Source organism: Malonomonas rubra, assembly GCF_003247215.1.
In the GTDB taxonomy this organism is placed as follows: Bacteria; Desulfobacterota; Desulfuromonadia; order Desulfuromonadales; family Geopsychrobacteraceae; genus Malonomonas; species Malonomonas rubra_A.
This window is the reverse complement of sequence record NZ_QKAP01000028.1, coordinates 1-24,987: the sequence shown is the minus strand read 5'-3', so window position 1 is coordinate 24,987 and position 24,987 is coordinate 1. Positions and strand designations below refer to the sequence as shown.

The 24,987-nt window shown below is 53.4% G+C and carries 19 protein-coding genes; 12 read left to right on the top strand and 7 right to left on the bottom strand.

Going from position 1 to position 24,987, the window contains the following annotated elements:
- The first annotated feature begins 2 nt into the window (after nucleotides 1–2).
- Both speA and Q7J88_RS02815 read left to right on the top strand, forming a co-directional pair.
- The gene (speA, locus tag Q7J88_RS02820; protein ID WP_303720639.1) at nucleotides 3–1,913 is read left to right on the top strand and encodes a biosynthetic arginine decarboxylase; all 1,911 of its coding nucleotides are present in this window, start codon (nucleotides 3–5) and stop codon (nucleotides 1,911–1,913) included.
- A 15-nt stretch (nucleotides 1,914–1,928) separates the two neighbouring features.
- Entirely contained in the window at nucleotides 1,929–2,189 is a 261-nt protein-coding gene (locus tag Q7J88_RS02815) for a cytochrome b5 domain-containing protein (RefSeq protein ID WP_303720638.1), read from the top strand.
- Between the two features lie 59 nt (nucleotides 2,190–2,248).
- On the opposite strand, the gene Q7J88_RS02810 is transcribed toward Q7J88_RS02815, so the two are convergent.
- On the bottom strand, nucleotides 2,249–2,629 hold the full coding sequence (locus tag Q7J88_RS02810) for a response regulator (RefSeq protein WP_303720637.1): 381 nt from the start codon (nucleotides 2,627–2,629) through the stop codon (nucleotides 2,249–2,251).
- A 164-nt stretch (nucleotides 2,630–2,793) separates the two neighbouring features.
- On the opposite strand from Q7J88_RS02810, the gene Q7J88_RS02805 reads away from it, so the two are divergent.
- Together Q7J88_RS02805 and nudC are read left to right on the top strand one after the other, a co-directional pair.
- Nucleotides 2,794–3,318: an NUDIX hydrolase gene (locus tag Q7J88_RS02805; protein ID WP_303720636.1), complete on the top strand. Its 525-nt coding sequence runs from the start codon at nucleotides 2,794–2,796 to the stop codon at nucleotides 3,316–3,318.
- 4 nt (nucleotides 3,319–3,322) lie between these two features.
- Nucleotides 3,323–4,201 (top strand): NAD(+) diphosphatase, encoded by an 879-nt coding sequence (gene nudC, locus Q7J88_RS02800; protein WP_303720635.1) that lies wholly within the window; start codon nucleotides 3,323–3,325, stop codon nucleotides 4,199–4,201.
- Between the two features lie 4 nt (nucleotides 4,202–4,205).
- On the opposite strand, the gene Q7J88_RS02795 is transcribed toward nudC, so the two are convergent.
- The 3 genes from Q7J88_RS02795 to Q7J88_RS02785 all read right to left on the bottom strand — a co-directional run bounded on the left by Q7J88_RS02795 (nucleotide 4,206) and on the right by Q7J88_RS02785 (nucleotide 7,982).
- Nucleotides 4,206–4,595, bottom strand: a complete 390-nt coding sequence (locus Q7J88_RS02795) for an OsmC family protein (RefSeq protein ID WP_303720634.1) — start codon at nucleotides 4,593–4,595, stop codon at nucleotides 4,206–4,208.
- A 43-nt stretch (nucleotides 4,596–4,638) separates the two neighbouring features.
- Complete coding sequence (locus tag Q7J88_RS02790; RefSeq protein WP_303720633.1) at nucleotides 4,639–6,684, bottom strand: ATP-dependent helicase; 2,046 nt, start codon at nucleotides 6,682–6,684, stop codon at nucleotides 4,639–4,641.
- 380 nt (nucleotides 6,685–7,064) lie between these two features.
- A complete protein-coding gene (locus tag Q7J88_RS02785; RefSeq protein WP_303720632.1) occupies nucleotides 7,065–7,982 on the bottom strand; it encodes a TIGR01212 family radical SAM protein in 918 nt (305 codons plus the stop codon).
- A 123-nt stretch (nucleotides 7,983–8,105) separates the two neighbouring features.
- Between Q7J88_RS02785 and Q7J88_RS02780 the strand changes: the two genes are divergently transcribed.
- The 6 genes from Q7J88_RS02780 to Q7J88_RS02755 all read left to right on the top strand — a co-directional run bounded on the left by Q7J88_RS02780 (nucleotide 8,106) and on the right by Q7J88_RS02755 (nucleotide 19,653).
- On the top strand, nucleotides 8,106–8,459 hold the full coding sequence (locus tag Q7J88_RS02780; RefSeq protein WP_303720631.1) for a response regulator: 354 nt from the start codon (nucleotides 8,106–8,108) through the stop codon (nucleotides 8,457–8,459).
- 118 nt (nucleotides 8,460–8,577) lie between these two features.
- Nucleotides 8,578–11,097, top strand: coding sequence for a mannose-1-phosphate guanyltransferase (locus Q7J88_RS02775; RefSeq protein WP_303720630.1), 2,520 nt, complete (start codon nucleotides 8,578–8,580; stop codon nucleotides 11,095–11,097).
- The gene (locus tag Q7J88_RS02770; RefSeq protein ID WP_303720629.1) at nucleotides 11,094–13,208 is read left to right on the top strand and encodes a glycoside hydrolase family 57 protein; all 2,115 of its coding nucleotides are present in this window, start codon (nucleotides 11,094–11,096) and stop codon (nucleotides 13,206–13,208) included. The genes Q7J88_RS02775 and Q7J88_RS02770 overlap by 4 nt, the downstream gene beginning before the upstream one ends.
- A 19-nt stretch (nucleotides 13,209–13,227) precedes the next feature.
- Complete coding sequence (galT, locus tag Q7J88_RS02765; protein WP_303720628.1) at nucleotides 13,228–14,268, top strand: galactose-1-phosphate uridylyltransferase; 1,041 nt, start codon at nucleotides 13,228–13,230, stop codon at nucleotides 14,266–14,268.
- A gap of 12 nt (nucleotides 14,269–14,280) precedes the next feature.
- Nucleotides 14,281–18,924 (top strand): glycogen synthase GlgA, encoded by a 4,644-nt coding sequence (glgA, locus tag Q7J88_RS02760; protein ID WP_303720627.1) that lies wholly within the window; start codon nucleotides 14,281–14,283, stop codon nucleotides 18,922–18,924.
- Between the two features lie 216 nt (nucleotides 18,925–19,140).
- Nucleotides 19,141–19,653, top strand: coding sequence for a hypothetical protein (locus tag Q7J88_RS02755; RefSeq protein ID WP_303720626.1), 513 nt, complete (start codon nucleotides 19,141–19,143; stop codon nucleotides 19,651–19,653).
- Between the two features lie 72 nt (nucleotides 19,654–19,725).
- Here the strand turns inward: Q7J88_RS02755 and Q7J88_RS02750 are convergent, their stop codons facing one another.
- Nucleotides 19,726–20,022, bottom strand: coding sequence for an HNH endonuclease (locus Q7J88_RS02750; protein WP_303720625.1), 297 nt, complete (start codon nucleotides 20,020–20,022; stop codon nucleotides 19,726–19,728).
- 111 nt (nucleotides 20,023–20,133) lie between these two features.
- On the opposite strand from Q7J88_RS02750, the gene trkA reads away from it, so the two are divergent.
- Both trkA and Q7J88_RS02740 read left to right on the top strand, forming a co-directional pair.
- The gene (trkA, locus tag Q7J88_RS02745; RefSeq protein ID WP_303720624.1) at nucleotides 20,134–21,486 is read left to right on the top strand and encodes a Trk system potassium transporter TrkA; all 1,353 of its coding nucleotides are present in this window, start codon (nucleotides 20,134–20,136) and stop codon (nucleotides 21,484–21,486) included.
- Nucleotides 21,487–22,932, top strand: coding sequence for a TrkH family potassium uptake protein (locus Q7J88_RS02740; RefSeq protein ID WP_303720623.1), 1,446 nt, complete (start codon nucleotides 21,487–21,489; stop codon nucleotides 22,930–22,932).
- Between the two features lie 88 nt (nucleotides 22,933–23,020).
- Here Q7J88_RS02740 and Q7J88_RS02735 read toward each other — a convergent pair whose 3' ends face one another.
- Both Q7J88_RS02735 and Q7J88_RS02730 read right to left on the bottom strand, forming a co-directional pair.
- Nucleotides 23,021–24,400 carry a tetrathionate reductase family octaheme c-type cytochrome gene (locus tag Q7J88_RS02735; RefSeq protein ID WP_303720622.1) on the bottom strand — a complete coding sequence of 460 codons (1,380 nt, stop codon included), beginning with the start codon at nucleotides 24,398–24,400 and terminating at the stop codon, nucleotides 23,021–23,023.
- 421 nt (nucleotides 24,401–24,821) lie between these two features.
- Nucleotides 24,822–24,968, bottom strand: coding sequence for a laccase domain-containing protein (locus Q7J88_RS02730; protein ID WP_303720675.1), 147 nt, complete (start codon nucleotides 24,966–24,968; stop codon nucleotides 24,822–24,824).
- Between the last annotated feature and the right edge of the window lie 19 nt (nucleotides 24,969–24,987).

Below are 24,987 nucleotides of genomic sequence, written 5' to 3'. Positions count from 1 at the left end.
GGATGAAGCAGCGCAGCAGTAACGACTGGACGGTCGCCGACTCCGCCGAACTGTACGGCATCGACCGCTGGGGCGCCGGCAATTTCTGTCTCTCCGAAAACGGACAGGTGCTTGTCCAGGTGGAATTTCCAGAGGGGCCGGTCTCCCTACCGTTGAGCGAACTAGTCGCCGGTGCCGAAGCCCGGGGACACAACTGCCCGCTGCTGATTAGAATCGAAAACCTACTTCAGGCCCGGGTCGAATTACTCAACGAAAGCTTTGCCAAGGCAATCGCCGAGAGCGGATACCGCAACCGCTATCAGGGGGTCTTCCCGGTCAAGGTCAACCAGCAGGCCGAGGTGATCAAAGAAATCTGTCGCTTCGGCAAAAGTTACAGCCACGGGCTAGAGGCGGGCAGCAAGGCGGAACTGCTACTAGCCCTTGCTAACCTCAATGAGAACAGTCTCCTGATCTGCAACGGTTATAAGGATCGCGAATTTATCGACCTCGGTCTGCTCAGCCGGAAGTTGGGCATCGACTGCATCTTCGTTATCGAGTCGCCATCGGAGCTATCAATCATCATCGATCGCAGCCGTGAACTGCAGATTACACCTCTGATCGGGCTACGGATAAAGGTCTCGGCCAAAGTCGGCGGGCTGTGGACCGAAACTAGCGGTGACCGCAGCAGTTTCGGCCTGAGCACGGCACAGCTGATCGAAGTGGTCGACCAGTTGCGTCAGGAGCAGATGCTCGATTGTCTGCAGTTGCTGCACTGCCACCTCGGCTCGCAGATTCCGGACATCACCGAGATTCGTGCCGGGGTAAGAGAGGCGGCCCGTTTCTACACCGAGCTTAGTGACGAGGGGGTACCGTTACGCTACCTCGACTTGGGGGGCGGTCTTGCCGTCGACTACATTGGCAACCAGTCACAGCACAGCCATTCGCGAAATTACGATCTGCCAGGCTACTGCAGGGCGATCGTCGAGACGGTCGCCGAAACAGTGGATGCCAAGCGGGTGCCCCACCCGGTGCTGATCACCGAATCGGGACGTGCCACTGTCGCCCATACCACCCTGCTGTTGTTCAATATCCTCGACGTTCTGCAGTTCGAGCCACTCGCCTTGCCAGAGCGGCGCCCGGACAACCTCCATCAGCTGGTTGCCGAACAGTTTGCTTTGAACCTGCAGGCGCACCAGCCCTCGCCTGCTAACTACAAGCGGGCGCTTAGCAACCGTGACCAGATCCGCGACCTGTTTCGGGCCGGAGAAGTTTCATTGCGACAGCGCTCACTGGCCGAGAACTTATTCTTGTCGATCGCACGCAAAACACTTGCCTGGCTCGACCAAAACCCGGACGTCGAAACAGAGTTACCACAGCTACGACACCAACTGGCTGACATCTACTATGGCAATTTCAGTGTCTTCCAGTCGCTGCCTGACACTTGGGCAATCGGTCAGGTATACCCGGTGATGCCGATCGAGCGTCTGAATGAAGCACCTACCCGAGATGCCATCATCTCCGACCTGACCTGCGACTGCGACGGAAAGCTGGCCGGCTTCATCCTCGGTCATAGTGAAAGCCCAACCCTGCCTGTGCATTCGTTGGATGCAGACGAAAACTATATTCTCGGCGTATTCCTGATCGGTGCCTACCAGGAGACCCTCGGCGACCTACACAACCTGTTTGGCGATACCAACGTGTTGAGCGTCAAGCTCAACGCTGACGGCAGTTTCGACGTGGTTCGTGAAACCCCTGCCGATTCAGTTGCCGATGTCTTGCTGCAGACCGAATATAATCCGCAGGAACTATTCGAGCGGATGCGCTCACGGGCCGAAGCGGCGGTGCGCAAAGGGGTCATCAACCTGCAAGAGCGCCAACAACTGCTAAACGAGTTTTCGACCCGACTGCAAGGTTCCACCTATTTCAATCATTGATGCATGAGGAGAGAAATGACAAAGGAAGAACTGGCCAAATTTGATGGCCGCAACGGTCAATCAGCCTATGTTGCAATCAGCGGAACGATCTACGACGTCAGCAACAGCAAGATGTGGGTCGACGGCAATCATATGGACTCCCACCAGGCTGGGCAGGACCTTACTGAAGAGCTGAAAAAAGCCCCGCATGTCCGTGCGGTGGTCGAGCGTTTTCCTACGGTCGGTTCCCTAGAAGCACCGATCGAAAAGAAAAAGAAACGGTTTGGGCTATTCTAGGCGCTCGTGCAAAACGAACAAAGGCCTTTGTCAATTACGCCAATTATATCGAACAGAAACTACAGATAGTCTTCCAGCATGTCAGGAAGCTTAAGGCAAACATCTGTTTTCAGCAATACCGCGACGATATTGGTTTGATCCATACCAGGCTCTTCCATCGACAACATGTGTCCGGAGCAGAGGATAACAGGCGTTTGTGGGGCACATTGATAGAGTTTCTGTGCCAACTCGATGCCACTCATGCCGGGCATCGACTCGTCAGTGACCACCAGATCAAAAACAGGCTCAGCCGATTTGAATTCAGCCAATGCGCCCTCTCCGTCAAAAGCACTGGTCACAACATAACCAAGATCGCCAAGAAACTCTTCCCCCAACAGCGCCAAACCTTCCTCATCATCTACATAAAGAATCTTTTTCCCAGACTCGGTCTGTTCAGCCATCAGTTCTTTCCTCGTCTCAGCAGTGAACTCAAATACCAGCACCAAAAAGCAAACACTGGTTAAGCAGTCTAGCACAATCATTAAGGATTGCTATTATTTCTTCAGTAATTGTCAGGACTTCGTCTTTGCACTACACTCAGCTGAAAAAAATGAAAGGCGATCCTGTGTCTAAAACAACTGAAAAGATTCTCTATCATGGCCGCATCCTCGATCTGGCACGTGAAACCCACCTTATGCCGGACCAGCGGGAAGCGAGCTTTGAAGTTATCCAGCACCCTGGCGGGGCAGCGGCCCTGCCGATTCTTGAAGATGGCCGCATCATCCTGATCCGCCAATTCCGGCCTGCAGCGCAGGGCTACGTGCTGGAAATTCCGGCTGGCAGGTTGGAGAATGGCGAAACCAGTAACGACTGTGTTGCGCGGGAACTTCAGGAAGAAACCGGCTATCAGGCATCCAGCATTAAACCGCTTGGTTTTATCTACAGCAGCATCGGTTTCTGTACCGAGAAAATTTATCTGTTCATTGCCAAGAACCTTACCCGTTGTACCACAAACCTGGAACCGGACGAATTTATCGAACCACTCATCATGCAACTTGGTGAAGCGTTAAAGATGATCGAAACTGGGCAGATCACCGATGCCAAAACACAAATCGCGCTACTTCGTTATGCGCTGACATCAAAAGGATAAACTGATGCCGATCGGTCTACCGGAAAGATACCCCTCAACCTGCGCCCTCCCCTTTAATCGGGAAAGCCTGGAAGATGAATTTCAACTCGCCACTCCAGATCAGGAACCGGCTGAGAAAGGGGTCTGGCTTTTACTCTACAAGCAGAAGGTCTTGACTATTTCCGGGGAAAACGGCCCCGAGTTACCAACAGATCCGAGCATGCCTAAAGATGCTGATTCGCCATATCTCTATATTGGCAGTTGGCAAGGTCGCCCTTGCAGAATGATCTTTTTAAATGAATTCAATGCCGATTCGACCGACCTTACCGCCCACTCCCTGCACGCGCAAAATCCGCAAATCCCACTCTCCATTATTTCCTTGGCCGGGGTGGGTCTTATGATTCAGCACTGGGAAGAGAGCAGCCGGTTTTGTGGTTATTGTGGTAAAGAACTGATCCGTCTTGAAAAGGAATGGGGAAAGCGCTGCCCGAACTGCGAGCAGCATCATTTTCCGCGCATCCATCCCTGCGTTATCGGTCTGATCGTCAGAGGAGATGAAATCCTGCTGGTGCGCAAACCAGAATGGGCATCCGGTCGTTTCGGCCTGGTGGCAGGATTCGTTGAGTTCGGCGAGTCGCTCGAAGAAGCGATGGCGCGGGAAATCGCCGAGGAAACCGGCATCGAAGTTGATAACCTCCGCTATATCGGCAGTCAGTGCTGGCCCTTCCCGAGCCAGATCATGAACGGCTTTGTCGCCGATTATGTCGCAGGCGAGTTCAAATTACAGGAGGAAGAACTGGAAGAGGCCGGCTGGTACAAGCTGACCGAACTTCCGACCCTGCCGCCGCGTCGCAGCATCGCCCGCTACCTGATCGACAAAGCTGAAGAATTCCTGCACCGCTAGCAGATCAAAACGTCCGCACCAGAAATTCTGGCGGAGCGCTTAAAGCCTTTTTCACCGAGCACTGCTCGGTAGCCCGAATGATGGCCCGCTGGTACTTTTCCGGAAACCCTTCCGGTAGGTGAATATCGATCATCACTTTCAACAGCGCCCTGGTTTCCGGGTCGCGCTTGATATCGAGCGTCAAACCGAGTCCCTCGGTCGGCAGCTCCCGTTGTCGGCAGAACTGCAGGGCAAAAAAACCAGCGCAGGTGCCGATCGAGCTGAGGAAGAAATCGTAGGGCGATGGGGCCTGTCCCTGCCCGCCGCTGGTCACCGGCTGATCAGTTAAGATCTCAAAATCACCAACCTGGGCGGCAACCGCGACGCCACCGGGAAAACTGATCTGAATCGACATCGTTCCACTCCTTTTCACAACGAGGTCCAAACCCCGTTAAATATTAGTCTCCCAGCAGGGCGCTGATGCCGCTGAAAAAATTACTGGCACTCTGCGCTTGCTGTTCCGGGCTAGTAACTTGTGGGGTATTCGAATCGCACCGCACCAGAACCTCTTCGGGGATCTCAACCAGAAACCGGCTTGGTTCACGCTGCTCCAATTTTCCGTATTTGCGCCGCTGCTGGGCGCCGAGCAACACCAACTGCCGCTGTGCGCGGGTAATGCCAACATAGCAGAGGCGCCTTTCTTCATCGATATCGAAGGTTTCATAGATCGATTTTTTGTGCGGCAAAAAGCCTTCCTCCATACCGACCAGGAACACTACGGGGAACTCGAGCCCCTTGCTCGAATGCAGACTCATCATGGTTACCGCATTTTGAGCCAGCTTCTGCTCTTTATCATTCTTTTTCGGGCCATCATCATCGAGCAGCGATACTTTTTCGATAAAACCAACCAGCGACGGCTCCGCTTCGCGTTCCAGATAGGCGGCCATCGCGTTGAGCACTTCTTCTTGATTCTCGACCCGCCGCCGGGCTTTCTGCGCATCGTTTTCCTGGCGATAGATCTCTTCCGCCAGTTTCAATTCTTCCAGCAGTTCTCGCAGGGTATCGCTCAAATAGAGCGGCTGCCTGAAACGATACCGGTATCTCTCCAGCAACTGGACAAACGCGCTAATCGCTTCAACAGTTTTCGGATTGAGGTCCGGCACCTGCTCCGGCTCGAGCAACACATTCCAAAGTGGCAGCTCAGTTTCGGCGGAAAAGCGAATCAGCTTGTCGGCACTGGTGGCCCCGATGTTACGCTTCGGGTAGTTCAAAATCCGCAGCAAGTTAACCTCATCAAACGGGTTTACCAGTACCTTCAGATAAGCGATAACATCCTTGACCTCTTTGCGGTCGAAGAACTGCTGTCCGCCGATCAGCACGTAGGGGATGTTCTCGTACCGCAGCTGCTCTTCGAAGGCGCGCGACTGAGTATTGGTGCGATAGAGGATGGCGAAATCGGAGTATTTCAGCTGCGGCTGCCGCCCCAGCTCGGCATGAATCCGCTCGATCACCTGACAGGCTTCGTCCTCATCGTCAGCGCAGATCAGGTAATCGACCAGACGGCCTGCCCCGTCAGCGGTCCACAGCGCTTTTTCCTTGCGCTTGTTGTTGTTCTTGATCACCGCGTTGGCCGCCGTCAGGATATTGCCGCTGGAGCGGTAATTCTGCTCCAGTTTGATCAGGCGTGTGCCTGAAAAATCCTGCTCAAAGTTGAGAATGGTTCCGACATCGGCACCACGAAAACCGTAGATCGACTGGTCATCATCGCCAACCACGCAAAGGTTACCATGTCCATCGGCAAGCAGCTTCAACAGCCGGTACTGCACTGGGTTGGTATCCTGGTACTCGTCGACCATCTGATAGCGAAAATGCTGCTGATAGTGTTCCAGCAGATCGTTATTTTTCTCCAGCAACCGGACTGCTAGGACCAGTAGATCATCAAAGTCGACCGCATTGTACGCTTTGAGTTCTTTCTGATAGCGAGGGTAGACCAAGGCAGTCAGGCAGGAAATCGGATCCCTGCTACTAGACACAAACTGCTCCGGATCGATCAGGCGACTCTTCGCATCAGAGATCTGCCAGAGAATCTGCTCGGCATCCTTTCCGGTGGCGTCGGCAATTTCATCCTTCAACAACCGCTTGACCAACTGCTGCTGATCGGCCGCTGAATAGATGGAAAAATTTTTCTTATACCCGAGCCGTTCGATGTGGACCTTGAGAATCCGAACACAGAGGGAATGAAAGGTTGCGATCACCATCCCCTTGCAGGCTTTGCGGCCAACCATTTCCTCGACTCGCTCGCGCATCTCGCGCGCGGCCTTGTTGGTAAAGGTCACCGCCAGAATCTGCTCGGCCGGTACACTTCGTTGCTGCAGCAGGTAAACAATCCGGCAGGTAATGACGCGGGTTTTGCCGGAACCGGCGCCCGCAAGCAGCAACAACGGCCCCTCGGTATGGGAAACAGCGTCCCGCTGCTGGGGGTTAAGACTATCGAGATCGAACATAAAACCTTGGACTCACAAGGGTCGTGCTTTGGATGTATCTAACATTTCCGCACGATATTTTAACTGGATAAGCGGCGAAAAGAGTGGAGACAATAGCATGCCTTGAAAGCTGCCGACAAGCACCCAAAGCGAGAACTTTTCCCGCAGTAAATTCTTCTATTGCCTACTCCAATTCAGTCTGCTAGATTACGCGCCATGTTTAGAATCGCAATCCTTTTTATAAGTATCGCGTGGGCGTCTTTGCTGCTTATTTCATGGGGCGAAGCCCCCTCGACAACAGAAGTCCTGCAGCCGACCATAATCACCACGGCGCGTCCCTGATTCCAGTCCAAAACTGGATTTCAACCCCGCTCGCGGGGCATGCGCTCCCCGAATATCTGCTACCCGCGGAATTTATCCCCCTGCCGGGTGCCCCGTTTTTCCAGCTCATCGTCGATTGCGTTAAGCACTTCCCATTTGTTCATCGACCAAAGCGGCGCCAGCAGAATATGCCGTGGGCCATCGCCGGTTAATCGCTGTATCAGCGTATCGGGGGGCAGACGTTCAATCACGTCGACCACCAACTCAACATAGTCCTCCATTTCAAACATAGACACCTGCCCCTGCTTGTACAGGTCGCCCAAAGGGGTACCCTCCAAGACATGCAGCAGGTGCAATTTCACACCATCGACCTGCAAGCGCGCCATCTCCTCGGCGGTGGCCAGGATATCCTCCCGCGTTTCTCCCGGGAGGCCGAGAATCAGGTGAACACAGACTTTGATCCCCCGCTCCTTCGCCTGCTGATGAGCATCGAGAAAGCACTGGTAGTCGTGCCCTCGCTGCAGAAAATTGAGCGTTTTATCGTGAACCGTCTGCAGACCAATTTCCAGCCAGAAATAGGTTTGCTGATGATATTCCGCCAACAGGTCAAGGACCTCAGTCGGCAGACAGTCGGGCCGGGTGCCAACCGCCAGTCCAACTACATCATCAACCGCCAGCGCCTGATCATAACAGTCGCGCAGCACCTCAACCGGTGCGAAGGTATTGGAAAAAGGTTGGAAGTAAGCGATGAAATACTTGGCCCTGTATTTTCGCCGCATCAGCTCCTTGGCCCGCTCTATCTGCACCGGAATCGGCTCGTTCCGTTCGATGCCGACCGCTCCCGATCCGCCGGGATCACAGAACAGGCAACCATGCGCATCACGGCCACCATCACGGTTGGGGCAACCGAAACCGGCATCAATGGAAATCTTGTGCACACGACCGCCGAAGCACTGTTTCAGGTAGGTTGAATAGAGTCGAAAAGCTTTCTTACGCATGCCGCAGATGATGCCACCTTGCCTGACTCAGAGCAAGTTTTTCCTGACTTTGCCAAACAACCTATTGCTGTTATAATTCCAAACAATTACATTTTATGTCCGTTTCATAAGGAGGAGTTCCCGATGGCAAAAATTTTGGTTGTGGATGACGAACCAGGCCTGCGACTGCTGTATTCAGCAGAGTTGGAGGATGAGGGTTACAAAGTCGTGACCGCCGCCGACTGCAAAGCAGCGACCGACGCTTTGGAAAACGAAGCGATCGACTTGGTGGTGCTCGATATCCAGATCAAACAGGAAAGCGGCTTGGAAATGCTGCAAAAAATCGTTAAAGAACGCAGCGGGCTACCGGTCATTCTCTGCAGTGCCTACAACTGCTACAAAGACGACTTTGCCTCTTGGCTGGCAGATGCCTATATCGTCAAAAGCTCCAACCTTGATGAACTGAAAAAGGAAGTGGCCCGGCTATTGAAAAAATAAAAGCCGGAATTTTGGCGCGATATTCACATTCCCTGATAAAGTCCAAACAAAACAACACTAGCGGTTTGCGATCAAAACCATCTTCGCAAACAGTGAACTCTCCATACGAGGAGGCGCAATGAAAGCAGTCATCATGGCGGGCGGTTTTGGTACCCGCCTGCATCCCCTTTCCATCAACCTGCCCAAACCGATGGTCCCCCTGTGTAACCGCCCGATCATGTTGCACATTGTCGATCTTTTGAAGAAGCACGGCATTACCGAACTGTTGATGCTGCTATATTTCCAACCGGAAACGATCAAAAATTTCTTTGGGGACGGTAGCGAATACGGTGTCGATATCACCTATGTTGTTCCGTTGGAAGACTTGGGAACCGCAGGTGCCGTTAAAGCCGCTGCCCGGCACCTCGACGAGCGCTTCATGATCATCAGCGGTGATCTGTTGACCGATTTCGACCTAACCACTGCGATGAAGTTCCACGCAGAAAAGAACGCCAAGGCAACCCTGACCCTGACTCCGGTTCCCGATCCGCTGCAGTTCGGTGTCGTCATCACCAACCCCGAAGGGGAAATCACCAAATTCCTGGAAAAACCAGATTGGGGTGAAGTCTTTTCCGACACCATCAACACCGGCATCTATATTCTCGAACCGGAAGTTCTCGACATGATTCCCGACGGCGAAAACCGTGACTGGTCAAAAGATATCTTTCCACAGATGCTCAAGCAAAAAGATCGACTCTACGGCTGCACTCTCAAAGGATACTGGCAGGACATCGGCAATACCGACGCCTACTTGGACACCTGTAAAGACATCCTCTTCGACAAGGTCGAGATCAATATCGAAGAAGCAAAGTCACCGAACCTCAGCGGCCTGTATCTGGGGGCTGAAACAAGCGTCACGCCCGACAACCTTCCGTATCTCCAAGGCAAAGTGATCCTTGGTGACAACACCCGCTTGATCGGCGTGCCGAAGTTGAAAAACTGCATCGTCGGCCGGAACTGCATTATCGAAGACGGCGCCGAGTTAGAAGAGACCATTCTTTGGGATAATACCTATGTCAAAGCAAATGCGCATATTAAGGGCGCGGTGATCGGGCAGAACGTACGGATCGGACTGGATTCCGAAGTCAAACCGGGTGTAGTTGTCGGCGACGATTGCAAGGTCGGCAAGAATGCTACCATCAACACCGATGTCAAAATCTGGCCGAGCAAAATCATCGAATCGAGTGCCATCGTCACCAACAACCTGATCTGGGGTGAAACCTGGCGTAAGAGTCTGTTTGAAGGCGCACTAGTGAAAGGGCTGACCAACATCGAACTGACCCCTGAATTTGCCGCCAAACTCGGCGCGGCCTACGGCTCGACTTTGCCAAAAGATTCCTTTGTGTTAACCGGACGCGACTCGATCCGCTCTTCGCGAATGCTGAAACGGGCCTTCGTCGGTGGCCTGCTGTCAGCCGGCGTCAATGTTCGCGATATCAAGCGCCTGTCCCTGCCGGTGTTACGCTACAAACTGACCACATTCGGCGAGGTCGGCGGCGTTCATTTCCGCCAGTCACCACGCGATTCGTCAACAACCGAAATCGTCTTTCTAGACGAACAGGGGATGGAACTCTCTTCAGCCGCGACCAAATCGATCGAGCGAGTTTTCTATAAGGAAAACTTCCGCCGCGTTCACTTCAGCGAGCCGGGCAGCATCTCCGAACTGCCAAACATCAACAACTACTATCGGGACGGCTTTCTGCGCGCTCTCGACCGGGATATTATCGCCAAGATTAAACCGAGGGTGGTGATCGATCTGAACCATTCCCCGGCAGCCGAAGTTCTACCGGCGTTGCTCAACGAAATCGGTTGCGAGGTCATTGAACTGAATTCCCATATTGATGAAGCGTATATGCCATCCGCCCTGGAAGATCAGACAGAGGCTTTTGAACGGATGGGACAAATCGTCACCGCGTTGAAAGCCACCGCTGGGTTCTGGCTCGGGGCATCTGGCGAACGTGCAGTTTATATCGACGGCACCGGGAAGGTTCTCTCCCCAACAGAAACTCTGACACTGCTGTCGGCCCTAGTGGCCAAAACCCGTCAGGAAGGGGCGATTGCTCTGCCGATCGCTGCGCCACATACCATCGATGAAATAGCCAGAGAACACCGTATTCAGGTGATTCGTACAAAGGGTGACGGCCGCTCGCTCGGTGTCGCAGCAACCGACAGCAACGTTCATCTGGCCGGCGATTTGGAGGGGCGGTTTGCCTTCACAGCATTCCAGCCACATTTCGATGCGCTGTTCAGTATAGCCAAGATCCTTGAACTGCTGGCTCGGTCAGGCGAAACCCTGGAAGGTTTGCTTGCCCAAATTCCGCAGCGCCCATATCGGCGAATCCAATTACCTTGCAGTTGGGAATGCAAAGGCGGCATTATGCGGCTGATGAACGAGGCAACTACCGAACTTCAAACCACCTTTATCGACGGGGTCAAGGTCCATTTCGGTGACGATTGGGTGCTGGTGGTACCAGACCCCTACCGGCCTCTTGTCCATATTCTGGCCGAGGCCACCAAGGAGGAGAAAGCGGACGCGCTATTGGAAGAGTATCGTGAAAAAGTAGATCAGTGGTTGACCCTGCTGCAGAATCCTGCATGAGCAAATCACTGAAAGTCTGCATTCTTTGGCACATGCATCAACCCGACTATCGGGATCCGGTCAGCGGCCAGACTCTGCTCCCCTGGACTTGGCTACACGGCGTCAAGGATTACGGTGAGATGTTGGAAACCATCCGCGAAGCCGAAGCCCATGTCACCGTTAACTTGGTACCGACTCTGCTTGAGCAGTTGGAGAGATATGCCAACGGCAGCGATCGGGACCGCTGGCTAGAGTTGGCAACGCAAGACCCAGCTCAATTAAGCGAAGGGGAGCGCAAATTTATCGTCGAGCAGTTTTTCTCAGTTAACGAAGAGACACAAGTTCTGCCGAACCGCCGTTATCACCAACTCTACCTGCTGCGTGGTGGCGGTGCGCACCCATCAGCGGAGAACTTCAGTGAACAGGACCTGCGCGACCTACAGGTCTGGTTTTTACTCGCCTGGACCGGCTCTCATCTGCGCCGCAAAGCAGAAATCATCGGTGAGCTGTTTCAACAGGGGGAAAACTTTTCCGAAGAGCAGAAGCAAAAGCTGCTCGCCTGTTGTCACTCCGAAGTCGCCCGGATCATTCAGCTGCATCGTGAACTGGAAGAGCAGGAGTTGATCGAAATTTCGGTCACCCCTTATGCCCACCCAATCCTGCCGCTACTGTGCGATCTACGTATGGCCCAAAACCCGACCCCTGGGCTACCGCTGCCGGGAGTCGATTTCCGCCACCCGGAAGATGCCCGACTGCAGGTCCGCGAAGGGCTGCAGACCGCCAACCGGATCCTTGGATCGCGCCTCCGTGGCATGTGGCCGGCGGAGGGGTCACTCAGTGAGGAAGCTGCCAACTTGCTACGCGAAGAAGGAGCGCTCTGGGCGGCGACCGACGAGGATATCCTCGCCCGTAGTCTAGAGGGCGGCCTCCAGGATCGCACGAAACTCTATCAGGTCTACCATTACAACCATCTGCCGATTCTGTTCCGCGACCGGGAGCTCTCCGACCGAATCGGTTTTCTTTACGCCGGCTGGAATGCCCAAGAAGCGATCAAGGATTTGCTCGACAGGTTGCATAATATAGCGCGCAGCAAACCGGGCGGTACGGTCGCCATTATCCTCGATGGAGAAAACTGCTGGGAGCGTTACGAAGATAACGGCTACCCCTTCCTACGCGATTTTTACCAGGCCCTGCAACAGGACAAACGGCTGGAGATGTGCACTATCAAAAAAGCCATCGCAACCAGCAGACCTCATCCTTTGCCCTGCCTTGCCGCCGGTTCCTGGATCCGCTCTGACTTCACCACCTGGATCGGACACCCAGAAGAAAACCGCGCTTGGGAACTGCTGCAGAAGACCCGTGCGGAAATCATCGGCGATGAAATCGAGCAGGCCCTGCAACACCCGGAGGAACAGTTGCCGGAGTTGGTGCGGGAGTTGCTGCGCGCCGAAGGCAGCGACTGGTTCTGGTGGTTCGGCGACGAACATGTCACCGCCCAGGCCGATATCTTCGACCGACTGTTCCGTCTGCATCTGGAAGCGCTCTATCATCTGCAAGGGTTAGCGGTCCCCGCCCGGCTTCATCAGTGGATCAAGACACCGACCACCATCATAGAAGGGTTGGAGCCGAGCGCCTGCTTTACACCACAGATAGATGGCCGTATCGGCGATTACTTTGAGTGGCTGGCGGCCGGACGGATCAACTTGGCCGCCGGTGGCGCCATGTATGCCAGTCGGGAAAGCCTACAGGAGATCATCTACGGCTACGATCAGGAACACCTCTATTTCCGCCTCGACCAAACCGAGCTACTACACCACCTTTGCGGTGATGACGGCTATTTCGAATTGCGGATTTCCGGGCAACAAATGCGTCATATCTGCTACCACTTTAAAGAGCAGGCTCTCACCATCACCGAAGCAGACCGAATACTCGGCACTGGCAAAGCAGCGTGTCTACAAATTCTCGAACTGGCGGTCCCGTTGCGGCTGCTGAAGCTGCAATCAGGCGAAACCCTCAGTCTGAGTTGTCACGCCGTGCAGGGGGAGCGGGAAAACGGCCGCTGGCCAACTGAAGGGAGCGCCAGTTTCTGTTACTACGGCAGCCTCCTCGATGAGGAAAACTGGTCCGTCTGAACAAAGAAAGGATTCCACAGTGTCAGAACTACGCTGGGACCCACTGAAAAATAATTGGGCGATTATCACCAAAGGGCGGGGGCGCCGCCCGCAGGATTTCCTGCAGCAGCGGCAGCAGATCAAAATGGCCGCCTGCCCGTTCTGTAAAGGCAACGAAGACAAAACCCCGCCGGAAATCTACGCCCACCGTCCGAACGGCAGCAAACCGAATCAGGACGGCTGGCAAGTGCGGGTGATTCCGAACAAATTTCCCGCCTTGCGGATCGAAGGAGAGCTGGAAAATCGCGCGGAAGGTCTTTATGACCGGATGAACGGCATCGGCGCCCACGAGGTGATCATCGAACACCCTGAGCATAACCGCACCATGGCAGACCTGAGCACCGAAGAACTCGCGGAAGTGCTGAAAGCTTACCGGGTACGGATGCTCGATCTGCGCCGAGACAGCCGCTTCCGTTATATCTTCATCTTCAAAAATTTCGGCGTCGAAGCTGCGGCCAACGTTCCCCACTCCCACTCGCAGCTGATCGCCGTGCCGCTGATTCCACCGCTGATCGCTACCGAGTTGGCCACCTCGCGCGAACATTTCGAACGCAAAGAACGCTGCCTGCTCTGCGATCTAGTCCGCCAAGAACGGGCCAGTAAAGAGCGGGTGGTGCGCGATGACGGAAACTTCATCGTTTACGCCCCTTACGCGTCAAACTTCCCTTTCGAATTGTTGGTCGCACCTCTGGAACACAGTCACGACTTCACCCTGCTGACCGACCAGCAAATCCTCTTGCTCGCCGACACCTTGGGTGATACCTTACGCCGGCTGCGCTCAATTCTGAGGGATCCGCCCTACTCCTTCATCCTGCACAGCGCTCCGCCGATGCATCTGCGCTGGGGGCGGCCAGATTACTGGGCCTCGTTGCCTTCCGACTATCACTGGCATATCGAAATAGCTCCCAAACTGATTAATGTAGCCGGTTTCGAATGGGGCTCAGGATTTCAGATGAACCCAACTCCGCCCGAGGAGGCAGCAGACTTTTTACGTCACGCTGACCCTTCGATAACCTATTGAAATTTTCAAGAGATGATTGATACTATTCGCGAAACACTCTACCCGCTCGGTTTCCAATGCGGCCACAGTTTCTGGCATCGTATACATCTGACCAGCCAGTTTCAGAAGCAACCAACACCGGCAAAAACCTTTTTCCGCCAGTTGATTGCTGAAGAGCTGCGCAAATCAGAGGGCGATGCGATAACCGCCGCAGAGCTTGAGCTGTTGTCAACCATCAACCTGGTTCTAATCCAGATCGGTCGTCACTTCCTGCGACACAGAAACTGCCGCATCGAGCGAAACCGAATATCGGCCGACGGTGTAGATACGCCTTTGCCGCAACTGGAAAAATCGTTATTACATTTCCTGCAGCTTTTTCCCTCTGTTTCGGTGGAAGTGGATAAAAAGCACCCCGACCAACTACTCAGCAGCGCAGAAGAAGATAACCAACTAGGTGAGCTGGTACTGGAACTGTACCTGTTGCATGTCCAAAGTCAGAACCGGGCCATCAAAGGGGCCCGGACCCTGTTTCTAGCTGAAGAAAAGCAACTGCGACAAAGCAGCGGCTATCATGAGCAGCTGCACCTGATCGATCGCCTGCTGCCGAAGCTGGAGGACGGATTCAGTCAGCGCCCAAGTTCATTACTGGAACGACTGCTTGAGCCGTTGCGTCATGGCGACGATCTGCAGTCTCAGCTGCTGTTCCTGCAACAACAGTGGAGCGAGATTCTCCCGGAAGATCTGCGGGTCAGAATCAGCGGCGCAATAGCCCTTTACCAGCGCGAAGGCTTCCGGCCGGGCGTTCCCGGTGACCCGGAAATGATACCACTGAATCCGGTATTAGACGGCGACCACGAATACGCCAACTTCACCGCCGATCTCGACTGGATGCCGCGAACCGTGCTGCTGGCCAAATCGACCTATGTCTGGCTACAGCAGCTTTCCTATAAGTACCACCGCCAGATCCACCGGCTCGACCAGATCCCGGATGAGGAACTCGACGCCTTGGTCCATTCCGGTTTCACTGGTTTGTGGCTGATCGGTATCTGGCAACGTTCCCGAGCCTCGCTCAGGATCAAGAACCTCTGTGGCCAGCTGGACGTCACCGCTTCGGCCTACGCTATCGCCGACTACCGGATTGCCGATGAACTCGGCAGCGAAGAGGCATTGGAGAACCTACGCAGCCGCTGCCAGCAACGTGGCATCGACCTGGCCTGCGACGTGGTCACCAACCATACCGGCATCGAATCGACCTGGATGGAAGAGCATCCCGACTGGTTCATTCAGGTTCCTCACCCGCCCTATCCCGGCTACCGTTTCAGTGGTCCGGACTTGAGTGAAAATCCTCACTACTTCGTGCAGATCGAGGATGGCTACTATGACCACAGTGAAGCTGCGGTGGTCTGTCGCTACCAGCATCGCCACAGTGGCGAAGTCCGCTACATCTATCATGGCAACGACGGCACCCACCTTCCATGGAACGATACGGCGCAGCTCAACTATCTGCTGCCGCAAGTCCGAGAAGCGATGATTCAGTTGATCATCCGCGTCGCAAAGGTCTTCCGGGTGATCCGCTTCGACGCAGCCATGACCTTGGCGAAGCGGCATTACCAGCGCCTCTGGTTCCCACTGCCTGGTGGTGGCGAGGGGGTTCCTTCACGCAGCGATCACGCGCTCTCCAAAGAAGAGTTCAACCGCCTGTTTCCGGTCGAATTCTGGCGCGAACTAGTTGACCGAATTAACGCCGAGGCGCCTGATACCCTGTTGATCGCTGAGGCCTTCTGGCTAATGGAGGGCTACTTTGTCCGCACCCTCGGCATGCACCGAGTCTACAACAGCGCCTTCATGAACATGCTGAAGCGGGAAGAGAACGCCAAGTATCGGCAAACGATCAAAAACATCCTCGCTTTCGATCCTGCGATCCTGCAGCGCTTTGTAAACTTCATGAGCAACCCGGATGAAAAACCGGCCATCGAACAGTTCGGCCGGGACGACAAATATTTTTGCGTTGCCACCATGCTGGCCACCATGCCGGGCTTGCCGATGTTCGGCCATGGACAGATCGAGGGGTATCGCGAAAAATACGGAATGGAATACTATGCTCCGCGCTGGCAGGAGGAGATCGATTACCAGTTGGTCGAACGCCACCAGCGGCAGATTTTCCCCTTGTTACGTCATCGGGCACTCTTTAGCGGCTCAGAACATTTTCAATTCTACGATTTCGTTTCCGGTTACGGCGTCGAAGAGAACGTCTTTGTCTACAGCAATCGGCTCGGCGCACAGAATGTCCTGGTGATCTGTAACAATTCACCCCATCAGATCGATGGCCACATCGGTGCCACGGTTGCCAGGGCAGATGGCCAAAATACCCACATCACCCAAGCGTGCGCCATTAACCTGCAAGGCGACTTTCTGATATACCGCGACCTCAGCCACCATTGCCAGCAGCTGCTGCCGCTCAACGAGATGGCGCACGGCGGTCGCTTCAACCTGTCGCCCTACGCTTATAAAGTTCTTTCTAATTTCCATAGCGTTCATGATCACGATGGTCGCTGGCAGCAACTCTGGGAACGCCACGGTAGCTTGGGACGCCAAGACCTCTACCTGGACCATGAGGCGCTGCTGGTTGAGCCGATTATCGAACTCGGCGAGAAATTAGCGCTTTTGTCGACCCCAGAGAGCCGGGAAAAAGAATTCTCCCAGTTGTACGTTCAGTTGCTTGCTCTCTTCAACTCGTCAAGTTTACAGCACCTTTCCCGGCAGGAGATGTTGCGGCTGCTGCTTCGTAGCGGTTTCCAAACCAGCTCTTCGCTCAGTGAAGAACTCATCAACCAGGTATCCGGCTTTGCTGATTATCATTTCCTAGCAGCTGAAAATTCTCATTATAATTGGCTCGATCGGCTATATAACCACCCGGAATGGAGAAATATCCTAAAATGTAATTATTATAATGAAGAAGACTACTTCAACAAAGAGGCCTTCGAGCAGCTTCTAAACATCTTTTTCCTGATATTAATTTTCAATTCTCATATGGACGGGCAACGTGATTTTGATACGTTGACTCAAAAACACAAGGAGAGCTTAATTAACCTTTTCGCCATTCGCGAGCTAGCAACAATTACCGGCTATCAAGTGGACATTTTCTTGCATAACCTCGACTCCGGTGCAGAACCAGACCCGGTTCTGCCTGCAGCAACAGGAGAAGAGCACGCAATGAAGATTCTTTTTGTTACCCCTGAAGCAACGCCGTTCGCCAAAACAGGAGGGCTTGCCGACGTTGCCGGTTCCCTGCCAAAAGCGCTTCGGCAACTGGGACACGACGTCCGAGTCATTATGCCCTGTCACCGTTCAGCTGAACGGAGCGGGTTGGGTCTGCGTAAGGGGCGCAAGAGTGTTGAGATCAACCTTGAAGGGAAAAACTATCGCGGCAGCTTAAAACAGACCACCCATGAAGGGGTGCCGTTCTGGTTCATCGATTGCCCGCAGTTCTTTGACCGAAATCCACTCTACGGAACAGCCGATGGCGACTATCCAGATAACAGCCTACGGTTCGGTTTCTTCTGCCGTGCCGTACTGGAGCTGATCAGGCGGCTAGACTTCCGGCCGGATGTCATCCATCTGCACGACTGGCAAACCAGCTTTATCCCGATTCTGTTACGGACCGAGTACCGCCACAACCCCTTCTATGGAAACATCTCTACGTTACTGACCATCCACAACCTTGGCTACCAAGGGATATTCTCAAAAGAGCTGATCCCGCAATTGGGGCTGCAGGAGTCGGTCGACTCCGCCAAAGGGATGGAATTTTTTGGTAATTTGTCGGTACTCAAAGGGGGGATCAATTATTCAGACGTCATCAACACCGTCTCCCCAACCTATTGTGAAGAGATACAGAGCCCGGATCTGGGACACGGTTTCGACGGCATTCTGCGTGAGCGCTCGGACGACCTGCACGGCATAATTAACGGCCTCGATGGGCGCTTGTGGGATCCGGCCCTCGATCCGGCGCTGCCAACGCCGTTCAATGTCGAGAATCTCAATGGCAAACGCGCCTGTAAAAGACTGGTGCAAAAAGAGCTCGGTCTGGAAATGCGCCACGATGTTCCGATCGTCGCGGTTATAAGCCGCCTCGACAAACAGAAGGGGATCGACCTGATTGAACAGGCGTGGGACCAGCTGATGGTGCGCGACATCCAATTCGTCCTGCTCGGTTCCGGGGATCGAGAGACAACCGCCTTCTGGAATGCACAACAGAAGCAGAATCCAGACAAGGTTTCCATCACCCTGACCTTCGATGAAGGGCTGTCGCGCAGGATCTTTGCCGCCAGCGACATGCTACTGGTTCCGAGCCGTTACGAACCGTGCGGGCTGACCCAGATGATCGCTCTTCAGTATGGCGCGCTGCCGATCGTGCGCAAGACCGGAGGTCTTGCCGACACGGTCATTGATGCGGATCAGAGCCCCCGTAGCGGCTACGGCTTCACCTTTGCCAATTTGGATAAGGACGAGCTACTGGCGGCGCTCGATCGCGCCTTGGAGATTTATCCACAGCGAAGTCGCTGGTTGACCCTAGTCAAACGGGGCATGAGCCAGGATTTCAGCTGGACAAACTCTGCCGCACAGTATCACAAACTTTACATCAAAGCTCGTGACTACCGCCAGATGCCGGCGGCATAATAAAAAAATACGACAACCTCCCTGATGCCCCATCGTAAAGGTGTTGGTAAAAATTGCGGCATAATAAATTGGGCGTCACTGAAAATGTGGCGCTCAATTTACTTTCGCCAGCTTCGTGGTCTGGGTTACCTTTCCAAAAACCATATTTAAAGGTCTCCCAACCAGGGAATAATCTCTCTATAAAGACTGCAAAGCTTTTCGAAAAGAACCAGAGAAATGATTCGTTATATTTGCTTCGAATGTCAGACAGAGTTACGTCCCCCAGATCAACTGGAGAATCCAGAGGAATTGATCAGTCATGGATTGTGTCGTAAATGCTTAGAAATATCCATGAGCAGATTTGGGCGCTCTCTCACAAACTATCTGCAGAGTTTTAGCGAACCAGTTCTCGTTGTTGATCAAGATGGCAGGATAATCACCGTCAACGATTCAGGGCAAGAAGTGCTCTCCAAAAACATCACAAAGATAGAAGGATACTTAGGCGGACAAGTGTTCGGCTGTTTGCATTCAAAAGAGCCAGGTGGTTGTGGGGAGACTCTACATTGCCTGAGTTGTGTCGTCAGGAACACCGTTGAGGAGACGTATAAAACGGGTATTGCCCATCATAGAATACCCGCTTGCCAAGATCTGGATACCGTTTCCGGACCGCGAACTACTCGGTTTATTATCTCCACGGAAAAGATTGAAAAAGCTGTCCTGCTAATACTTGAAGAAATAGGCCCTGAATGATTTAAGGAATCTCCCAAGCAATGACCATCTTTCCAGACAGCAGAACTCGCCATAAAACCTCTGCCGTAACCTCTATTCGTTTCTCAACTTTTGTAGATACTCATCCCATTCCAGCGGAAGCAGATTCTTCTTTTGGTTGTTACAGTCCTTGCACGACGGAACACAGTTGCCTTTGCTGCTCTTCCCCCCCCGCGCCAACGGCACCAGATGATCAAGGGTCAACTCCTTCGGCGGCACCGTTTTCCTACAATAGTGACAAACTCCTTTAGCAATGCGGTTCTGCCACCAATTCTGCTTCCGCAGGGCACGAGCTTTTTCTCTTTCCCGACGGATGGTCGCGTCATCAATCTGAATGAAAAAATCGTCCATATCCCAAGATCTCTTTCCTAATGGCAATGGGCGGATTATTGCACAATTTTTCGATTTATGCGATTTTATCAAGTTGCGTTTTCAGAAAATCAGTCAACAAGAGATCAATTTATGAAAATCCTTATCATCGGCGCCGGTCAAGTCGGTTACTTCCTATGTGACCGGCTCTCGCGCGAAGGGCACGCCGTCACCCTGGTTGACCAGAACGACGAAATGATTGAGCGCGCCCAAGATCGCCTGAACGTTCTCGGCGTCTGCGGCAACGGCGCCAGCGCCGAAATCCTGGAGCAGGCGGGCATTAAAGATACCGACATCTTCATAGCCGTTACCAACATGGACGAGGTCAACATCCTAGCTTGTTTACTGGCCCGCGAATACGAAGTCCCAACCCGCGTAGCACGAACCAAAAGCATCGAATACACCGGTACCAAGGCAATCCTCTCTAAAGAGAAGCTTGGCATCGACCTGCTGATCAACCCAGAAGATGCAGTGGCCGAAGAACTTTTCAAACTGGCCTGCACCTCAAGTGCTTTCGATGTTGCCGAATTCGCCGAAGGACAGATCCATTTTCAAGGGTACCGTATCACCGAAGACAGTCCGATCTGCAACCTCACTCTTGCCGAGTTAGGCGAACTGCGCGGCATGTACAAGTTTGTCGTCGTCGCCATCAATCGAGGCAAAAAGACGATTATCCCATATGGAGAAGATTCTATTCAGGCGGGCGACCGGATTTATATCTTTGCCCACCAGAACGAACTTCCGGCAATCAATTATCTCCTGCAGTCAGAAAAAACAGCTGGCAAAGCAACCCATCGTGCATTCATTCTCGGCGGCAACAGAATCGGTTTCCAAATCGCCCAGAACATGGAGCGCCAGAGATTCAATACCAAGCTGATCGAAAAAAACGAAGAACGCTGCTACAAACTGGCCGAAGAACTGCACAAAGCGGTAGTCATTAATGCTGAGGGGCTTGACCTGCAAACCATGCTGGATGAGGGGATGGAAGATGCTGACGTTTTTGTCGCGGTCACCGACAACGACCAGACCAACATCCTCACCTGCCTGTTGGCCAAGCAGCACTCGGTCAAAAGGACCTTGGCGCTGGTCAGTCAACCGGAATTAATCGACCTGGCCTCTGAATTAGGGATAGATGCCTGCGTTTCACCGCGCATGGCTGCAGCCAGCACCATCCTCAAATTCGTCCGTCGTGGGGAGATCATCTCCCTGACCGCCGTCGAAGACAGCGATTCAGAGGTACTCGAATTTGAGATCAAAAAAGACAGTGGCCTTTTGCACATCCCCTTAAGCGAACTGCATTTCCCGCGCGGCGCAATTATCGGTGCCATTGTCCGAGGCGTTGATTACGAAATTCCAACCGGCAAAAGCCAACTAGAGGAAGGCGATCGGGTGGTTATCTTTGCCCTCCCAGATGCGCTACAGAAGGTTGAAAGGTTTTTTTCCTGAATGAATCTCGTACTGACCCTGCGGATTCTCGGTGCCCTGCTGCTCTATCTGGGCGGCACCCTTCTGGTGCCGATTCCTTTTTCACTTTTTTATCGTGACGGTGCTTGGCTGCCATTCCTTTATTCAGCGCTCACCTGCTTCAGCGTTGGCGGTGTTCTGTTTTATGGTTGCCAGAGTTCAAAAGAGCTATCGGTCAGGGAAGGGTTCGCTGTAGTCACTTTCGGCTGGGCCTTTTTCGCCCTATTCGGCGCCTTGCCCTACATTTTTTCAGGGGCGATTCCTGCCCCCGTCGATGCCATTTTCGAAACCATGAGCGGCTTCACCACCACCGGCTCGACGATCTTGACCGAAATCGAATCTCTACCGAAAAGTCTGCTGTTCTGGCGCTCACTGACTCACTGGCTCGGTGGTATGGGCATTATCGTGCTGTCGCTGGCGATCCTGCCGATGCTCGGCGTCGGTGGCATGCAGCTGTTCAAAGCAGAAGTCCCCGGACCAACCGCCGACCGATTGCGCCCGCGAATCCAGGACACGGCAACCCTGCTCTGGGGGGTTTACCTGTTGCTGACGGTGGCAGAAACCTTGCTGCTGATGCTCGGCGACATGAGCTTTTTCGATGCGATCTGCCATTCGTTCGCGACCCTGGCAACCGGCGGCTTCTCGACCAGAAATGCTTCGGTAGCCGCCTACGACAGTAGCTATATCGATGGCGTCATCACCCTCTTCATGATTCTGGCCGGAGTCAACTTTACCCTGCACTTTCATCTGCTGCGCGGAAAACTGCGCGATTTTCACAGCAACGAAGAACTCCGGTTTTATTTTGGAATTATCGTCACGGCGACCGCCATCATCATCGGCTTCAACTGGTACCATGGCACCTACCTGCAATTGGGAGAAAATTTCCGCTACTCGATCTTCCAGGTGGCGTCGATCATCACGACAACCGGATTCGGTACTGCCGACTATGAAACCTGGCCGATTCTGACCCAATACATTCTGGTTCTGCTGATGTTTATCGGCGGCTGCGCCGGTTCGACCGGAGGCGGAATAAAGGTCGTGCGCATCCTGCTGCTGTTCAAACATGCCCAGGTTCAAGTCTTTCGGTTGATTCACCCGCGTGCGATCCGCTTGGTCAAGCTGGGCAATCGCCCCGTCGACCGCGAAGTGCTGCAATCGATTCTCGGTTTCTTCGCCCTGTTTATCGGCAGTTTTGTTTTCGCTTCGCTGCTGCTGGCAGCCTGTGGCATGGACCTGGTTTCGGGTGGGGCCGCGGTTATCGCCTGCCTCTCTAACATCGGTCCCGGTCTCGGCTCGGTCGGACCGGTTGACAACTTCGCCCACGTGCCTGTTTTCGGAAAATCAGTCCTGATTATCTGCATGCTGATGGGGCGGTTGGAACTCTTTACCGTTCTGGTGCTGTTTTTCCCCTCTTTCTGGCGCAAATAATCTCTTCCACAGCAGTCCTGATTTCGCATAAAAAAGGGCCGCCCACTGTAAGGCAGCCCTTTTCCTACGCAATGTTTCTGTTATTGACTTATTTGTTGCGTGCCCACTTGGGGTTGCTCATCGGATCGCCTTTGTAGCCGAGTTCAGCCCAGTTCATTCGGCCGTTGTCGCCATGGCAATCGAGGCACTGCAGGGCTTGTTCCTTCGGCGAAACCATGTGGTCGATCCGCCAGTACATCTCGGTTGGAGCAAAACCGTATTCGCCGCTGTAATTCATGCCGCTCTCGGCCATCCCCAACTTGATCGAGCGTTGCCAGTCGAAGGTGGTCCAGAAGCCGTCTTCACCGTAAGTGTGTGTAGTCACGAAGTACTTGTTGTTGGCATCGTAGGCCTGCTTGCCGCTGTGGATCTTGAACGGGTGGATCTTGGCGGTCTGATCGTTACGATCGCCGAGCGGAGCAGTCAGTTTGGTCGGCACATTCGGGTCGATTTTCTCCCCAGCCAGGTAGACGTCAGATTTGCCGTTGAACCAGGCATAGGTCGGAGCAACCTTTTTCTGCCAGGTCAAGGTGCCCATGGTCTTGCGGTATTTGACGGTCTTACGGTCAACACCCTGCGGATCACTTTCGCGGCCAGCGGTCGACCAGTCCCAATCCATCTGGGTCTGTTGCTCTTTGGCATAGAACGGAATGTGGCAAGCCTGGCAGGAGATCGCTTCGGTGTGCTTGTTGAGACGTGACTCAACATGAGGCTCAGAACCATGACACTTGCTGCATCCGAAAACATTCTTGCCATCTGGAGAGGTCGCCATGTTGGCACCCATCACCAGGTGGTTTTCAGAGGTGTGGCACTTCTGACACGGGAAGTCGTTTCCTTCAGCATCCATATGTACGTCGGTGGTCCGCTCCGGGTATTCCAGGGTCGAATCGAGATCACCATGCTTAACCGCGTCGCCACCGCCACCGGTGAAGTGACAGCTACCGCAGGTCACCCGACTTGGCAAACCGACATTCTGCGCAACCCGCAGGATATCAACATGCTCGGTCGGCCAACCGGAGTTATTACCATCCTTGTGATAGGTACCGGTAGTATCGTGACAGGACAGGCAGTCCACCTTGGTCTTGTCGCTGAAATCAAAATTCTCATCTGCCCAGCCGAAACCAATATGGCACTCGCTGCAATGCACTCGGTTACTGACTGTCGTCATGCAGAAGTTATTGACCGCATTGATCTTGCCGAGCATCACGGTTTTCCCGTGTACGGCCTGTTCCCGCTGCCACGTCCAGTGAGGGGTCTTCATGATGTCGTCAGCAGCCTCTTCGTGGCAACCGATACACTGAGCAATAATCTCACTGGCATCCGTTACTGGGCCCTTCACATACTTGCTATGCGGATTGGCAAGTGCGGGCAACGCCAACACAAACACCGACATAACGGCAACCATACTACTTAAAACTCTCTTCTTCATCGTCATAATTACTCCTGGAAATTCACAACCAGCTAAAAACCGGCAGCTACGATAGCTTTTGCAGATCGCATAAATAAATCCGTATAAACATATTATACAAGTCATCAAAGAGCAATGTTTTTAATATAACAATTTAAGGGCAGGCAAAATCGCGTCCAGCCCTCATCGCCAAACCAGCTGGACACGGCACGCAAACAACCTCCGTAAAAACGAAAAGCCCTGATAAGCAAATTGCTGATCAGGGCTTCCCCCCTCCGGAATAATATATAAACTGTTTACGTCAAATTTTTCCTTTAAGTATAGCTGCTACTTCTGACAAAAACCTGACTTTCAAACAAAAAAACATAAAGATACTATTTAGCGATTATCGCCAACAAAAAAAGGGACCGCATTACGCGATCCCTTTTTCAACTCAAGCCATTCACTTGGACAATTTGATAAATCCTATCTGCCGACCGGTCTTGCCGTTGTCCCTGCGATAAGAGAACAGTAACTCTGGATGACAGCAGGTGCACTCCTTTGCCTGAGCAATCGAGTTAACTTTCAGGCCAACCTGTTCAAGCTGCAACCGGCAACTCAAGCCAATA